This window comes from Veillonella parvula, from assembly GCF_032550495.1.
GTDB classification, from domain to species: domain Bacteria; phylum Bacillota; class Negativicutes; order Veillonellales; family Veillonellaceae; genus Veillonella; species Veillonella parvula_G.
Genome location: NZ_JAWFZJ010000015.1, coordinates 1 through 2415, shown reverse-complemented (window position 1 = coordinate 2415; position 2415 = coordinate 1). Strand labels below are relative to the sequence as shown.

Genomic DNA, 2415 nt, shown 5'->3' with positions numbered 1-2415 from the left:
AATATTCTTTGTGAATGATTAATATAACCAGTTTTGTATATCAAAACTTAAAAAGGTCAAGCTACAAAGGGCGCATGGTGAATGCCTTGGCATCAGGAGCCGATGAAGGACGTGATAAGCTGCGATAAGCTTCGGGTAGGCGCACATAGCCAGAGATCCGGAGATTTCCGAATGGGGAAACCCGCATGAGAAACCTCATGCATCGTAAAGTGAATACATAGCTTTATGAAGGAACACCTAGGGAACTGAAACATCTAAGTACCTAGAGGAAGAGAAAGAAAAATCGATTTTCTTAGTAGCGGCGAGCGAAAAGGAAAGAGCCCAAACCAGAGATTTATCTCTGGGGTTGCGGACAGAACATAACGTGAAATTATGATTAACCGAACACAACTGGAAAGTTGGACCGTAGGAGGTAATAGTCCTGTAAGTAAAAGTCATAATGATCAGTTCTGCACCAGAGTACCACGAGTCCCAAGGCTAAATACTACCTGATGACCGATAGTGAAGCAGTACCGTGAGGGAAAGGTGAAAAGAACCCCGGGAGGGGAGTGAAATAGAACCTGAAACCATGTGCCTACAACCGATCAAAGCACCTTATGTGTGTGATGATGTGCTTTTTGTAGAACGAGCCAACGAGTTACGGTATGTAGCGAGGTTAAGTACTTAAGGTACGGAGCCGAAGGGAAACCGAGTCTTAATAGGGCGACTAGTTGCATGCTGTAGACCCGAAACCGGGTGACCTATCCATGGCCAGGTTGAAGCGAGGGTAAAACCTCGTGGAGGACCGAACCACGTTGCTGTTGAAAAAGCATGGGATGAGCTGTGGATAGCGGAGAAATTCCAATCGAACTCGGATATAGCTGGTTCTCCTCGAAATAGCTTTAGGGCTAGCGTCGTGAAATGTGAGTACTGGAGGTAGAGCACTGAATAGGCTAGGGGGCATAGCGCTTACCGAACCTTATCAAACTCCGAATGCCAGATACTATCAGCACGGCAGTCAGACTATGAAAGATAAGTTCCATGGTCAAAAGGGAAACAGCCCAGATCGTCAGCTAAGGTCCCAAAGTGTAAGTTAAGTGGAAAAGGATGTGGGATTTCTAAGACAACTAGGATGTTGGCTTAGAAGCAGCCACTCATTAAAAGAGTGCGTAATAGCTCACTAGTCAAGAGATCCTGCGCCGAAAATGTCCGGGGCTCAAACTTACCACCGAAGCTACGGGTTCATACTTTGTATGAGCGGTAGAGGAGCGTCGTAATCGGGCTGAAGTCGTACCGTAAGGAGCGGTGGACTGATTACGAGTGAGAATGTTGGCATTAGTAGCGAGATGTAGGTGAGAATCCTACAGGCCGAATATCTAAGGTTTCCTGAGTAAAGTTTGTCTTCTCAGGGTTAGTCGGGACCTAAGGCGAGGCCGAGAGGCGTAGTCGATGGACAATTGGTTGATATTCCAATACCACTATAATCGTTATTATCGATGGTGTGACGGAGAAGGATAGGATGTGCCAGCTATTGGATGCTGGTCTAAGCGTTGAGGGAGTTAGAACAGGCAAATCCGTTCTAACAATCCTAGGGCGTGATGGGGAAGGTTCTACGGAACCGAAGTATCTGATTTCATGCTTCCAAGAAAAGCATCTAGAAAGAGAAGTAGTGCCCGTACCGCAAACCGACACAGGTAGATGAGGAGAGAATCCTAAGGCCGACGGAAGAATCACAGTTAAGGAACTAGGCAAATTGACCCCGTAACTTCGGGAGAAGGGGTGCCTACCATTTGGTAGGCCGCAGAGAATAGGCACAAGCAACTGTTTAACAAAAACACAGGTCTCTGCTAAAGCGTAAGCTGATGTTAAGCCCCAGTAAACGGCGGCCGTAACTATAACGGTCCTAAGGTAGCGAAATTCCTTGTCAGGTAAGTTCTGACCCGCACGAATGGCGTAATGACTTGTGCACTGTCTCAACTGTGAATCCGGCGAAGTTGTAGTGCGAGTGAAGATGCTCGCTACCCGCGATTGGACGGAAAGACCCCGTAGAGCTTTACTGTAGCTTAGCATTGAATTTCGGTATTGTCTGTACAGGATAGGTGGGAGACTGGGAAATTAGGGCGTCAGCCTTAATGGAGTCGTTGTTGGGATACCACCCTGATAGTATTGAAGTTCTAACTGGATGCCATGAAACTGGTGACAGGACATTGTTAGGTGGGCAGTTTGACTGGGGCGGTCGCCTCCTAAAATGTAACGGAGGCGCCCAAAGGTTCCCTCAGAACGGTCGGAAATCGTTCGTAGAGTGTAAAGGCATAAGGGAGCCTGACTGCGAGACCTACAAGTCGAGCAGGGACGAAAGTCGGGCTTAGTGATCCGGTGGTACCTCGTGGGAGGGCCATCGCTCAACGGATAAAAGCTACCTCGGGGATAACAGGC

The 2415-nt window shown here is 47.8% G+C and carries 1 rRNA gene; it reads left to right on the top strand.

What is annotated here, in order from left to right:
• Positions 1-54: 54 nt before the first annotated feature.
• A 23S ribosomal RNA gene (locus E6X37_RS10300) occupies positions 55-2415 on the top strand; the annotation flags it as partial.